Below are 13,035 nucleotides of genomic sequence, written 5' to 3'. Positions count from 1 at the left end.
ATTAAATACCCTCGGTTATGGAATTTTGAATTTTCCTGCATCACTAGAAAAATAACAACTAATTGTGCCGCGAACCATCGATGTATTCACGGACCTCACCTACTAAACATAGAAAGATGAAAAAGATTATAGTTGCCCTTTTCATAATTTTGGTATTTTCCAATGTGGATACGAAATCTCAGATCAAAACTACACGCGAAATACCCAGCTTAAGAATTAAAAATGACGATGGCCAGCAAAACAAGGTGATGTTGGCAGACCTAAAAGTAGATGTTGCGATCTTCGGAAATATGGCCAAAACGACGATGACAATGGTCTTCGACAATAAGACCAATCGCGATCTCGAGGGCGAACTGACATTCCCTATGCCGGAAGGCGTCTCCGTGAGCGGCTACGCCTTAGATATCAACGGCAAATTACGCCAGGCAGTTCCAGTCGATAAAAATAAAGGTACCGAAGTATTTGAAAGTATAGAAACACGCCGGGTCGATCCCGGTCTATTGGAAAAAGTCGAAGGAAATAATTTCCGAACTCGGATTTACCCATTACCAGCGAATGGGAAGCGGACCGTTCAGATCAGCTATTCGGAAAATCTGACAACAGCATCCGATCAGGCTCGTTACTACCACCTACCCTTAAACTATACATCCCCCATTGAAAACTTCACCTTGGATATCCATGTCTTTCAAGACACATATAAGCCAGATTTCACAGAGAAACCAGATGGTTCGTTGGCATTCTCACAACATAACAGCAATTACACAGCTTCTTTACATAAACAACAGTTTAAATCCCAGCGAAATTTAGTCATTCAACTGCCGACAGACAACAGGGAAACATCAGGTCTATTTCAGGCAAATAATGACAATACCTTTTATTTTCTTGCCAATGCAAGCGTCAACTCCATAAAACCTGCTCAAAAGAAATGGGGGCACAGCATTGGAATTATATGGGACCGTTCGCTCAGCAGTAAAAATAGAGATATAGAAAAGGAACTCGCGCTATTAGATCTCTTTTTTAAAGAAAACCCCAATATGACTGTTGATCTGGGCTTATTGGACATCCGCTTTGTAAAAGGGCATACGTTTCAGGTAAGTCAAGGTAATTGGAATGATCTCAAAAACTACATCAAAGGAATTAATTACGATGGCGGTACAGATTATAGCCAAATAAAGGCCGGTGTAATCAAGGCCAGCAATTACCTGCTGTTTAGCGACGGCCTTTCTACATTTGGTCAAAGTAAAATGAGCCTTGACAATCCAGTCTATTGCATTACTTCATCCAGTGGGTCGGACTATGGTGTCCTAAAACAAATTGCCCAAAAACATATTGGAAAGATGATCAATTTAGTCAATACCTCAATAACTGAAGCTTATCATAATCTAAATACGATAAACCTTATCTATCTGGGGATAAAAGAAAAAAATGATTTTGAGGAAGTTTATCCTCAAAAAGGTACCCGAATACAAGCCAATTTTTCTATCGCAGGCTTAGGGAAACACCCAGGAATGAAGCAGCTCACAGTACTTGTAGGAGATGGGCAACAAGCACCACAAGAGATTAGTATAGCGCTGCAACCTGACCATGGTGAAATTGACCTACAACAGATCTGGGCACAAAAGAAAATTGAAGCGCTGGATCTTCAATACGAAGACAATCGTGAAGAAATTGAAACCCTTGGTAAACAGTTCGGTATTGTTACCCGAAATACCAGCTTAATTGTACTGGAAACTGTAGAAGATTACATACGTTATGCAATAACTCCACCTGCCGAATTGCTTTCCGAATTTAATCGGCTCATAAAAGAAGCACGTATCGCAAAGGAAGAACGTGTAGCAGACTTGTTGGATCAGGCTCAAGATATTACCAAACAGCTTCGGTCCTGGTGGAATACCGATTTTCAGCAAAAAAAGAAATATCCAAAGCGTAAAAGATTAATTCGCATTCCAGAACCTGCGGTTGCCGAAGAGATGGCTACCGGTGTTGCTCCTGTTACACCCATTCCGTCGCGTCCCTCAGCTAGTCCTGCAGCTCCCACGCTAGCCTTAGAATTGCGTTCGTCTGACGGAACCTCAGCGAAAAGCATCTCGGCAACTGGCAATTCAAGCACTGCCCATACAGCAACCAGCGAACTGGCGAAGGCGGCCGCATCTGAGGACGTTCTTCAGGAATTCGCTGTTGTTCAATCCTTAGAAGGGCGTGTAGCTGGCCTACAAACGCCAAGCGGCATTAACAACATACGTGGAAAAATTAGCATCCCCGAAATAAAAGAAGACCAAGCCTATTTACAGGACCTTATTCAATCCAAAGATCCTTACAAAAGCTATCTCCAACTTCGGGATCAGTATATGGGAACGCCAACTTTTTATTTTGATGTCGCAAACTTCTTTTTCAAAAGAGGGGATCGAGACAAAGCGTTACTCATTTTAAGTGCACTCGCAGACTTACAAATTGAAAATGCAGATCTCTACAAAACCATCTCTTATAAGTTACGGGAATGGGGCGATTACGATAATGCACTATTCATTACAGCTAAGGTTTTAAAATGGCGTCCAATGGATCCACAAAGCCACCGCGATTATGCCCTTGTCTTACAAGACAAAGGTATGTTCAAGGAAGCACTAGAACAATTATATGGGATTTTGATACAGAGCTACTCCCCGGAAGCCGCCGACCGCGATGACGGTATTGAAGAAACATTGGTTATGGAAATCAATAATCTCATTAAAGCAAACAAAGCTGCAAGCTCCACAGTTACCGTGAACAAAAAATTGATTGCGGATCTGCCCGTTGACATTCGTGTTGTTATCAATTGGAATTCACAAAATACCGATATAGACCTTTGGGTAACTGATCCAAATCAAGAAAAATGCTTTTATAGTAATCCAGTCACAGCGATTGGGGGTCGACTCAGCAATGACTTTACTGGCGGCTATGGCCCTGAACAATTTTTATTGAAAAAAGCACTAAAAGGAAAATATAAAATTGAAGTTGATTTCTTTAACGATGGTTCCCTTACGCTAGCAGGTCCAGCGGCTGTCATGGCTGAAATCTATACCTACTATAGCAGTGGGAAGCAAGAACGAAAAATCGTTACGATCTACCTTGACCGCAATAAGGAGCGCAATATTGGGATTGGCGAATTTTCATTCCAGTAGATTACCAGAGACAGTGAAGTCAATAAATTGACTTCACTGTCTCAATTAATGCAATTTACGAATAACCAGATCCTTTTGTCTATTCTCCAATTTGGTTTTTACATAAGGGTAAGTAAATACTGCTCCTAAAACGATACAGGCTCCAAGATAAAACCCGCCGCTCATGGTCTCCTTTTGCCCAAATATCAACATCGCTAACAGAATACCATAAACAGGCTCCAGATTGGTTGTCAGCGCAACAGTAAAAGCAGACAATTCCTTCATAACAGCAACGCCCATAACATAAGCCACCGCCGTACAAACCACACCTAACAACAGCAGATAAATTAAATCTTGCTGCCCCAATTTCATTTCAGCGTTGAAATCTCCTGTAAACAACATCAATATGCTGATCCAGAAGCATGCCCCCATCATCTCATAGAACGTAATCAGGGTTGGGCTCGATTTTTTAACCATGCGCGCATTGGCGATAGAAAATATACTCGCGCAAAACGCACAACCAAGCCCCGCCAATAGACCAACGAGGTAATGTGTTTCAAAAGAAAAGATCGTATAAATACCAATGATAATTACCAAACCAACAACAATATCCAACAGTGCAATGCGCTTTTTATTCACAATAGGCTCCAATATTGCCGTAAATAAAGTCACCGAGGATAGCGTAACCAATGTCACCGATACGGTAGATACTTTGATCGAATAAAAAAATAATACCCAATGCAGTCCAACAACGGCCCCCACCATAAAAAATTGGAGAAACTGTTTCCGCGAAACTACAATCGATTGTTTGGTTACCAAGAAATAGATCAACAGCGCGATAGACGCTATTGCAACACGATACCAGACTAAATGAAGGGCGGATACGGAAATCAGACTACCCAAAATTCCGGTAAACCCCCAAATAAGTATTGTTAAATGCAGAATTAAAATATTCCGATTTAATTGAATTTTAGTCATATTCTCTAGAATACATTTGTATAGAAATGATGAGCAATACCTATTATTTCCCTTTATAAGGCAGGCTCACTGAAGTTATTGAAAACTGAACAAAAATTACTTTGGCGCTTTTATCGCCAGGTATAGTGCTACCAAAAAGAAGGTAACATTCGGAATTAATACGGCTATCAACGGTGGCAGTCCCCCTTTCAAAGAAAACATAGTTGCAAACTGTATAAAGACGATATACGTAAAACTTAACGCGATACCAATACCAAGGCTCAATCCTATCCCCCCACGCACTTTCTTGGAGGACAGTGCCACACCCATCAAGGTCAGTACAAAAGCTGAAAATGGATACACATAACGCTTGTATTTCTCAAGTAATAAGTCGTTCATAACTCCGGTTCCCCGGATCTCCTCCTTATGGATACGAATATTTAATTCGCGTGTATCCATGGCGGTAAACATGTTATCACGTACCTCAAAATCCGAAGGTTTCATATCCAAGGTCGTGTCTTTAACGGCTCCTTTGTCCATGCGTTCATGCAGTCCGTTGATAATACGATTGGTATACCCTTCAATCTTCCATTTTGTTGCCACCGAGTCCCAAGTAATACGGTCAGCCATCATTTTTTCCTTGAGGGTATCCCCTTTGAAAATTTCAAGTACAAAGCCGTATCCTGTTTTGGTTGTATTATCAAAATTGTCTATATAAACATAGCTGTTTTTGTCCAATTGCATGTGAGTAGAAACCCTCGAGTTATCCTTGGGTGGCTTTACATAGATATTTTCAAAATCAACCTTCATTTTATTCGTATTCGGAATAATAAAAATGTTGAATACCAAAGAAATGGCAAATATCAGGGTTGCAGCGATCATGTAAGGACGAAGCAAACGGTTAAAGCTATACCCGGCACTTAGAATTGGGACAATTTCAGTTTGGTCCGCCATCTTGGAGGTAAAGAAAATAACCGCAATAAAGTTGATCAGCGGACAAAGAAAATTTAAGTAAAAGGGAATAAACCCCGCATAATACTCAAAAATAATCTTATCGAGGGGTGCATGATATTTTAAAAAATCATCCAATCGTTCGGACACGTCAAAAACCACCATGACAACAGTAAATATCGCCATAGTGAATAAAAAAGTACTTAGATACTTTTTGATAATGTAACGATCGATTAACGACAGCATTTTTTTACTTGAGCTATTTAGTTCTACAAACGTTGATCCAATATTTTCACCATTTTGTTTTTCCAATCGTAGAAAGTTCCATCAATGATTCGCTCCCTAGCCTGATTAACCAACCAAAGGTAAAAATGCAAATTATGTAAAGAAGCAATTTGTGCCCCAAGAATTTCTTGTGATTTAATCAAATGCCTTAGATAGGCTTTCGAATAAAATTGATCTGCATGCAGATCACTCTCCGCTTCTATTGGTGAAAAATCATCTTTCCACTTTTCATTTTTGATATTGATAATACCATTTTGTGTGAAAAGCATGCCATTTCTAGCATTACGGGTTGGCATAACGCAATCGAACATATCCACCCCTAAGGCAATATTTTCAAGAATATTTACCGGTGTTCCCACCCCCATAAGATAACGTGGTTTGTCATGCGGTAAGATATCACAGACAACTTCGGTCATAGCATACATTTCTTCCGCAGGTTCGCCAACCGATAATCCACCGATCGCATTTCCTTCGCGGTTAAACGAAGCAATAGTCTCTGCAGATTTTATTCTTAAATCTTTGTAAACAGATCCTTGAACAATTGGAAACAAAGTTTGATCATACCCATATAGCGGATCAGTGCTATCAAAACGATCCACACAGCGTTTCAGCCAACGATGGGTCATATCCAAAGAACGACGTGCATACCCATAATCACATGGATAAGGCGTACACTCATCAAATGCCATAATGATATCCGCACCGATAATACGCTGCGTATCCATTACATTTTCTGGTGTAAATAGATGTTTTGATCCATCGATATGGGAACGAAAGGTAACCCCTTCTTCTTTGATCTTACGTACTTCGGTCAACGAATACACTTGATAACCACCAGAATCTGTTAAAATAGGTCGATCCCAACCATTGAATTTATGCAATCCGCCGGCTTTATTCAACACATTCAACCCTGGACGTAAATAGAGGTGGTACGTATTACCCAAAATAATCTGCGCTTCAATATCGTTCTTCAATTCATGTTGATGAATTGCTTTCACTGTACCTGCCGTACCAACAGGCATAAAAATAGGTGTTTGAATGGGACCGTGTGCAGTTTCGACAACACCTGCACGTGCTTTTGACAACTTATCTTGTGCTTGTAGCGTAAATTTCATTAATATTTTTCCTCTGAGACTATTTCTATTTTAAAGAATGATTTGCCATGGAAATGGCGATATCGGCATTTGGAGTGAAAAATTAAAAACTCATTTTCAACTAGTTGCAACTTAAAAAGTCGTTATAGCTTTCCTAATTTCCACCCAAGCTCGGATTCATCCCTAGAATACGTTGCAAAAATACTATAAAAAGATTTGCAAACAGGATGTTTCAAAAATAAATTATCATTTTTCCCCTATAAAAAAGTTGCGGAAAGCACTTATCTTTGTGAGCTATGCTTGACCTTCACGTATTTTTGGCCAATCTTCCATATATTGCTTTCGGAGTATTGGGTCTTTTCCTATTGATACAATTGTACTACATCTTATTTGTATATAGCAAATTGAGTAGTTATCAAATTGAACCTGTACAAGAAGGAACCGAATTCCCACCGCTATCCGTTATTATTTGTGCACACAATGAACAGGATAATATTCCCGAATTCCTTCCGAGTATACTGAATCAAGACTATCCCAATTTTGAAGTAATTGTTGTCAATGATTTCTCAACAGACAATACGCCTTGGATATTGCATGATTTCGAAGCAAAATATCCCAATTTAAAGATTGTGGATATCAAAGAGCATATTCGCTTGAAACATGGTAAAAAGTTTGCCGTCAGTATGGGTATCAAAGCATCAAAGCACCAGACACTGGTGTTTACCGATGCGGATTGTGCGCCACAATCCGATCAATGGCTCAAAGAAATTGCCGCAGCTTTCAGACCGGAAACAGAAATTGTACTAGGCTATTCTCCTTATTTTAAGAAAAAAAGCTTGCTAAATCTATTGATTCGATTTGAAACTAGCCATACTGCCATGAGTTATTTCTCCTATGCCCTAAAGGGCGATGCCTATATGGGAGTAGGGCGCAACATGGCTTACAAAAGAGACCTTTTCTTTCGTAACAAAGGATTTGCAGCACATATGCATATTAAATCCGGCGATGATGATCTTTTTGTTAACCAAAATGCAAATCCGACCAACGTTAACATTGCACTGGCAGCCGAATCCATTGTCTATTCGGAACCCAAAGCGACCTGGAGGAGCTATTACAAGCAAAAAGCAAGACACTCAGGCGCCTCTACCATTTACAAAAAGCGACATCAGCGCATGCTGGGCACCCAGCTGGTATCGGCAGTCTTCTTTTACATAGCACTTATCGCAACAGCGATTGCCTTTCCAATGTACTGGTATGTTCCCGTTACAGCCTACCTTCTAAGGCTGATTGCCCAATGGATAATATTTGCCAACATCTATAAAAAACTAGAAGTAAAGGAACTGATTTGGTGGCTGCCTTTGGTAGACTTCATCTACTATTTCTATATTTGCATCAATGGCATCTTCAGCAGAAAAAAGAAAAAAATAAGCTGGAAATAATTCACTTTTAAAATACGAAGCTTTGAATCCAACAGTTGATATCATCTATAACTATTTTCCAAAATTAACGGATATTCAAAAAGAACAGTTTGCAAAACTTGCCGACCTCTATACATTTTGGAATAGCCAAATCAATGTTATTTCACGTAAAGACATTGATAGCCTCTACCTGCACCATGTGTTACATTCGCTAGGTATCGCTAAATTTGTCCAAGAGCTCACGCCAGAAACACAAATTTTGGATGTGGGAACCGGAGGAGGCTTTCCAGGTATCCCAATGGCCATTATGTTTCCTGAAGTCAAATTCCATTTGGTCGATTCTATCGGCAAAAAAATTAAGGTCGTACGTGAAGTTGCAGCTGGACTCGGTCTCCAGAATGTTGAAGCAGATCATATCCGCGCAGAACAACTCGACGACAAATATGATTTTGTCATATCACGTGCGGTGACAAGACTTGGAGAATTTACGCCTTGGATACAGAATAAATTCGCAAAAAAAGATAAAAACGGGATCCCTAATGGAATTCTTTACTTAAAAGGCGGAGATCTCACCGAAGAGATCAAAGAATCTAAGCTCAAAGCAGAATTACACCCACTTTCAGATTACTTTAAAGAAGATTTCTTTGATACAAAATATCTGGTATACGTACCTATGTAATTAAAGTTTGGCATTACCCATAGGAAACTGAAGTCTCCTATGGATAATGTCTACAGAATCGAGGTAGTTCGTTAAACACTTATGGATATAAGCGATCTTCTCATAACGATCATTCTCACGAAGCCATTTTAAGGAAGGTTCATAGTATATCCTAAATTTGCGCAAAGAATCTCCCGATAGCTTGCTGTATTCCCCTGTCAAAGGATACCATTCCTCACGAATCAGATCCTGTTGGTATTCTTTTTCAAACTGACGTTGAAGTTTTCTCGAATTTCGTCCCTTTCGACTGAATTTATTGTAAGGCTTGTTCAGATTGACGGCAATTCCGCCCTGATGAGGCAAGGTCACCATATTTTTCGTATCACCCCAGAAAAAGATCGACTTATACTCCTCCTTTTTTTCTTCCCATTTATCCGCTGCTGATTTACGTTTGATCGAAACAGTATCCAAACGCAAAGTATCTTTTTGGCTTCCTTTTTTTCCAATGGTATCCTGATAATAAAATTCCGCTGGATGGGCAAAAGCTCCCGGCCGATAAAATGAAAAGTAGACACAGAAAAACAATAAAGATAGAAATCCGATACGTACCATATTTATAATTGATAAACCAAAATAACCAACTATAAATAAAATTAAAAAGTATTTAACTATCTTTAACTTAAGAGACTAAAGACCCAATTCTTTTTTAATTTCTAAGCCAATTAGATTGATTTCTTCATCCATACCGAACATAGGAAGCTCCGTTTCTGGATTAAGTTTCAACCAGTTTGTATCATTGTCTTTAATAATCTTTACGTATTCCACGCCATCCTTAAAAATAACATACGTATCTTCTTCCTCAGGGAAAACAGAATAAACTACATCCCCCAATTCGATATCAAAAGGTTCTTTCATTTCCATAGTTAAAATATCATTAATCGTTCAAAGTTACCAATTCCTCTTCTTTCTTTCCATAATTGACCAATATTTCATCCCAGGAGATCTCAAATAAGCTCGGGAAAATTGCATTCATTCTAGAGCAATCCGCAAATTTTCCAGCAGGCACGTGATCTCCTCCGATTAAGAACTTCGTCATTCCACTAAAAATACAAGAAGCCTGAGCAATTCTAACAAAAAGTACAACAGCTCGTTATATTTTTCATATATTTAGATAAACCCAATTATGAAACTAATTTATCCCATAGCTTTGACGAAAATCAAGGGGATTGGCCCTAGAACAGCGCGTCACATCATTGACCAAGGTCACGATTTAGCGGACGTATTTGCGTACTCAAAAAAAGATTTGATGCAAATTCTTGGGATACGTGAGTCAATCGCCGAAGCAATATACAATAAAAGCTATATGCCCGCCTGTGAAAAAGAACTCGCTTTTATCGAAAAACATCAGATACAAGCGTTATGGCTGGAAGACGAAAATTACCCCAATAGGCTACGACAATGTGAAGACTCTCCGCTTGTTGTCTATTATAAAGGGAACCAACCACTCAACAGTGCAAAAGTTATTAGTATCGTCGGCACTAGACATGCGACCTATTATGGCCAGAAAATATGCGAAGATTTGCTAGAAGCCATGAATTGTACCAAAGACACCTTAATCGTTAGTGGTCTTGCTTATGGTATTGACGCATTAGCACATCGCAACGCACTAAAAAATAATATTCCAACCGTTGCTGTATTAGGGCATGGTCTCGATCGAATTTACCCCGCATCCCATCGCGAACTTGCCACAAAAATGCTAGACCAAGGCGGTTTATTGACAGAATTTACATCCAACACATTACCTGAGCGCAGTAATTTTCCTATGCGCAATCGCATCATAGCCGGTATGGCAGATGTCACCATTGTCGTAGAAGCTGCAATTAAAGGAGGCGCATTGATTACTGCCGAAATTGCCAACAGCTACAACCGCGATGTATGCGCCTTTCCAGGAGCCGTTTATGAAAAAAGCTCTGAAGGCACCAACTACCTCATCAAAACCAACCGTGCTCATATGATTAGAGGACTTCAGGATCTCGAATATCTCATGAATTGGGAAGTCAGCATAAAAGCTGTTGACCAACAGCTTAGCCTTCCTTTGACACTGACAAAAGACCAACAACTCCTTTTTACACTCATTCAGCAAAAAGGACAATTAGAGATAGACCAGATGATTGACCTCACAAAATGGCCACAAAGTAAATTAGCCTTAATCCTATTGGAACTTGAAATGCAGTCACTCATTCACGCCCTACCTGGAAAACGGTATAAAACTGCCGGACAGACGGAAATTCAAAAAAATTAGCTCATTTCATAGCATGCACCAGCGCCGAAAGGCCGTTTGGAGCACGACAAAAATTCACCATTATACCCAACCAAAAACCAAGAATTAATGAACGAAAACAATACAAAAAGTATCTGGAAAGTCATCGGAGCCTCCTCCATGGGAACACTAATCGAATGGTATGACTTTTTCATTTTTGGCAGCCTATCCATTGTAATTTCCACCAAATTCTTTCCAGCAGAAAATCCAACAGCGGCTTTTCTTTCAACCCTAGCCACATTTGCCGCAGGGTTTGTTGTCCGACCATTTGGCGCCCTATTTTTTGGGCGACTAGGTGATATTATCGGTCGAAAATATACGTTTATGGTTACTTTAATGCTCATGGGCGGAGCAACATTTCTCATAGGTTGTATCCCCAGCTATGAGAGTATTGGGTTTTGGGCACCGCTGCTGGTGTTGATCCTTCGTCTCTTGCAAGGTCTTGCCCTAGGAGGAGAATATGGAGGTGCAGCAACTTACGTCGCTGAACATGCCCCATTGGGCCAGCGGGGTTATTGGACATCATGGATACAAACAACAGCTACCTTTGGCCTTTTCATATCACTCGTTGTTATCCTCCTGACCAAAGGCTTTCTCAGTGAATCACAATTTGATTCTTGGGGATGGCGGGTTCCTTTCCTCCTATCTTTAGTCATGGTATACGTTTCCTATCTTATTCGTAAGAAGATGAAGGAATCACCCGAATTTAGCAAGGCCAAAGCGGAAGGAAAAACAAGTACAAATCCGCTAAAAGAAAGCTTTGGCAACCGCTACAACCTCAAATTTGTACTGCTCGCACTTTTTGGTGCAGCCATGGGACAGGGCGTTGTTTGGTACACTGGACAGTTTTACTCGATGAGTTTCATGAAAACGGTCATGCACCTTCAATCTGACCAGGCCGATACCATCCTCGGCATCGCACTACTGTTGGGAACTCCATTTTTTGTCGTATTTGGATGGCTTAGTGACAAAATTGGACGAAAATGGATCATGCTCGGCGGGATGTTACTTGCCGTATTGACTTACCGCCCGATTTACGAATCCATGTACCAACTTTCCAATGTAGAACAGAAAGTCAAGGTGAACGAAACAACGGAGGTCCCCCATGGACCGCAAACAACAGAAATCATTTCGATCATCAAGACTCAATATGAGGACCAGACGGAAGTTACTATAGCCAGCATGATACATCAGTCAGGAAAACTCAAAGGACAGCCAATGACCAAAACCACAGTCCATCTTGCAGGCAAGAACTATATGCTGCTCGTCCTGCTGATCTTTATACAAGTGATTTATATTACAATGGTGTACGGGCCCATCGCGGCTTTTCTTGTTGAACTATTCCCTGTAAAGATCCGGTACACATCCATGTCCTTACCCTATCATGTTGGAAATGGAATATTCGGCGGCCTCCTTCCTGCGGTATCGACATACTTAACGACAAATGCTGAAGCATCCAATACCCCGCAATTCTATCTTGCAGGTTTGTGGTACCCTATTATCATTGCCATTGTATGTTTTATCATTGGTAGTATTTATATCAACAACAAATCAACTCCCGCAACACATGAATAATCTCAAAAAATTTCTCGGCATACTTTGGATCGTTTTAGCATTGTTTACTGCTTATTTCTCCATTTTTGAACTGGCCCTGCCAAAGATTTCAACGGGACATCAGGAAGATCTCGTTTTCGGAATCATTATCCTGTGCATCTTGACCCCCATAATCTCCATTGGACTCGGCTTATTTGGCTATTATTCCCTATTAGGCGAATACAATCAAGACAAAATGTAGACCAAAAAATGAGATCGACTTTGAATAAGCAAAATTAAACTATTTCGCCTATTCAAAGTCGATCTTATATATGCAAGATTATACTACTTTCGATGTTTCCAAAAGAATAATTACAGCCAGTGGACTTCGTCAAGCCCTTATTTTACGTCATTTTTAGCGGATTTACACAGATACCAACTATTTTCCACCATAAAATAAAGCTAAGAGCAGCTACTAAATACAATTTATTGCAATGATAATCAGTAGCATAAGATAAAATAGCATTTTTTCTTTCCTAAAACTGTTTTTTTTTCTACTTTTGTGGCGGGTAAGTCTTCTACGACCAGCTCCCATTGACTCCCCCAGGTTGGGAACAAAGCAAGGGTATTTGGTTGAGCGGTGCGATAGGAGTAGCTTACCCTTTTTTTATGCCCATTTTTT

At 40.0% G+C, this 13,035-nt stretch carries 12 protein-coding genes and 1 other RNA gene; 7 read left to right on the top strand and 6 right to left on the bottom strand.

The annotated features are described in order from the left end of the window. Window positions 1–116 precede the first annotated feature (116 nt). On the top strand, window positions 117–3,158 hold the full coding sequence (locus tag ACHWSC_RS00650) for a VIT domain-containing protein (protein WP_394675471.1): 3,042 nt from the start codon (window positions 117–119) through the stop codon (window positions 3,156–3,158). A 45-nt stretch (window positions 3,159–3,203) separates the two neighbouring features. Here ACHWSC_RS00650 and ACHWSC_RS00645 read toward each other — a convergent pair whose 3' ends face one another. The 3 genes from ACHWSC_RS00645 to tgt form a co-directional block, all read right to left on the bottom strand. Further along, the gene (locus ACHWSC_RS00645; protein ID WP_070560678.1) at window positions 3,204–4,115 is read right to left on the bottom strand and encodes a DMT family transporter; all 912 of its coding nucleotides are present in this window, start codon (window positions 4,113–4,115) and stop codon (window positions 3,204–3,206) included. 96 nt (window positions 4,116–4,211) lie between these two features. Next, a complete protein-coding gene (locus ACHWSC_RS00640) occupies window positions 4,212–5,288 on the bottom strand; it encodes an LptF/LptG family permease (protein ID WP_088163445.1) in 1,077 nt (358 codons plus the stop codon). Window positions 5,289–5,314: 26 nt separating this feature from the next. Next, the gene (gene tgt, locus ACHWSC_RS00635; protein WP_075991063.1) at window positions 5,315–6,445 is read right to left on the bottom strand and encodes a tRNA guanosine(34) transglycosylase Tgt; all 1,131 of its coding nucleotides are present in this window, start codon (window positions 6,443–6,445) and stop codon (window positions 5,315–5,317) included. A 275-nt stretch (window positions 6,446–6,720) separates the two neighbouring features. Here tgt and ACHWSC_RS00630 point away from each other — a divergent pair, with 275 nt between their 5' ends. Both ACHWSC_RS00630 and rsmG read left to right on the top strand, forming a co-directional pair. After that, window positions 6,721–7,863 (top strand): glycosyltransferase, encoded by a 1,143-nt coding sequence (locus ACHWSC_RS00630; RefSeq protein WP_394675470.1) that lies wholly within the window; start codon window positions 6,721–6,723, stop codon window positions 7,861–7,863. A 22-nt stretch (window positions 7,864–7,885) separates the two neighbouring features. Then, window positions 7,886–8,521, top strand: a complete 636-nt coding sequence (gene rsmG / locus ACHWSC_RS00625) for a 16S rRNA (guanine(527)-N(7))-methyltransferase RsmG (protein ID WP_394675469.1) — start codon at window positions 7,886–7,888, stop codon at window positions 8,519–8,521. On the opposite strand, the gene ACHWSC_RS00620 is transcribed toward rsmG, so the two are convergent. The 3 genes from ACHWSC_RS00620 to ACHWSC_RS00610 all read right to left on the bottom strand — a co-directional run bounded on the left by ACHWSC_RS00620 (window position 8,522) and on the right by ACHWSC_RS00610 (window position 9,596). Further along, window positions 8,522–9,112 (bottom strand): hypothetical protein, encoded by a 591-nt coding sequence (locus ACHWSC_RS00620; protein WP_394675468.1) that lies wholly within the window; start codon window positions 9,110–9,112, stop codon window positions 8,522–8,524. A gap of 75 nt (window positions 9,113–9,187) precedes the next feature. Then, window positions 9,188–9,421 carry a hypothetical protein gene (locus ACHWSC_RS00615; protein ID WP_293905108.1) on the bottom strand — a complete coding sequence of 78 codons (234 nt, stop codon included), beginning with the start codon at window positions 9,419–9,421 and terminating at the stop codon, window positions 9,188–9,190. A gap of 13 nt (window positions 9,422–9,434) precedes the next feature. Continuing rightward, window positions 9,435–9,596, bottom strand: coding sequence for a hypothetical protein (locus ACHWSC_RS00610; RefSeq protein ID WP_394675467.1), 162 nt, complete (start codon window positions 9,594–9,596; stop codon window positions 9,435–9,437). Between the two features lie 87 nt (window positions 9,597–9,683). Here ACHWSC_RS00610 and dprA point away from each other — a divergent pair, with 87 nt between their 5' ends. The 4 genes from dprA (at window position 9,684) to ffs (ending at window position 13,018) form a co-directional block, all read left to right on the top strand. After that, entirely contained in the window at window positions 9,684–10,802 is a 1,119-nt protein-coding gene (gene dprA, locus ACHWSC_RS00605) for a DNA-processing protein DprA (protein ID WP_394675466.1), read from the top strand. Between the two features lie 87 nt (window positions 10,803–10,889). Next, a complete protein-coding gene (locus ACHWSC_RS00600; RefSeq protein WP_394675465.1) occupies window positions 10,890–12,395 on the top strand; it encodes an MFS transporter in 1,506 nt (501 codons plus the stop codon). Next, the gene (locus tag ACHWSC_RS00595; protein ID WP_394675464.1) at window positions 12,388–12,615 is read left to right on the top strand and encodes a DUF6814 family protein; all 228 of its coding nucleotides are present in this window, start codon (window positions 12,388–12,390) and stop codon (window positions 12,613–12,615) included. The genes ACHWSC_RS00600 and ACHWSC_RS00595 overlap by 8 nt, the downstream gene beginning before the upstream one ends. Window positions 12,616–12,920: 305 nt before the next feature. After that, window positions 12,921–13,018: signal recognition particle sRNA small type (gene ffs / locus ACHWSC_RS00590), an RNA gene on the top strand. Window positions 13,019–13,035: the final 17 nt, after the last annotated feature.

Origin of the sequence: uncultured Sphingobacterium sp. (assembly GCF_964277905.1) — a bacterium.
GTDB classification, from domain to species: domain Bacteria; phylum Bacteroidota; class Bacteroidia; order Sphingobacteriales; family Sphingobacteriaceae; genus Sphingobacterium; species Sphingobacterium siyangense.
The sequence above is the reverse complement of the archived record's forward strand: the minus strand, read 5'-3'. Positions and strand labels throughout refer to the sequence as shown.